This window comes from Cognatiyoonia sp. IB215446 (assembly GCF_033963825.1).
Taxonomy (GTDB): domain Bacteria; phylum Pseudomonadota; class Alphaproteobacteria; order Rhodobacterales; family Rhodobacteraceae; genus Yoonia.
The window spans coordinates 1-790 of the sequence record NZ_JAXBMD010000021.1 but is presented as its reverse complement, the minus strand read 5'-3'; the positions used below and the strand labels follow the sequence as shown (position 1 = coordinate 790).

Below are 790 nucleotides of genomic sequence, written 5' to 3'. Positions count from 1 at the left end.
AAATGGCTAAGGAAAAGTTTGAACGGAATAAGCCGCATGTGAACATTGGCACGATTGGCCATGTTGACCACGGGAAGACGACGCTGACGGCGGCGATTACCAAGCAGTTTGGTGACTTCAAGGCGTATGATGAGATTGACGGCGCACCCGAGGAGAAGGCCCGCGGCATCACGATCTCGACCGCCCACGTGGAATACGAGACCGACACGCGTCACTACGCTCATGTCGACTGCCCCGGCCATGCTGACTACGTCAAGAACATGATCACCGGTGCCGCGCAGATGGACGGCGCGATCCTGGTTGTGAACGCCGCTGACGGCCCGATGCCACAGACGCGCGAGCACATCTTGTTGGGCCGCCAGGTTGGCATCCCATATATGGTTGTCTTCATGAACAAAGTGGATCAGGTCGATGACGAAGAACTGCTCGAACTGGTCGAGATGGAAATTCGCGAATTGTTAAGCTCTTACGAGTATCCCGGTGATGATATTCCAATCATCGCGGGCTCGGCTCTGGCCGCGCTTGAGGGCCGTGATGATGCAATCGGGTCTGAGAAGATCGCCGAGCTGATGGCGGCTGTGGATGAGTATATTCCAACGCCTGCCCGTGCGGTTGACCAGCCGTTCCTGATGCCGGTCGAGGACGTGTTCTCGATCTCTGGCCGTGGTACGGTTGTGACCGGTCGCGTTGAGCGTGGCGTGATCAATGTGGGTGACGAGATCGAGATCGTCGGCATCCGCGATACGCAGAAGACGACCTGCACGGGTGTTGAGATGTTCCGCAAGCTGCT

At 57.3% G+C, this 790-nt stretch carries 1 protein-coding gene; it reads left to right on the top strand.

From position 1 onward, the window contains the following. Positions 1 to 2: 2 nt before the first annotated feature. The coding region (locus SLH49_RS22290; protein WP_320271348.1) for an elongation factor Tu at positions 3 to 790 on the top strand (788 nt) is incomplete at its 3' end.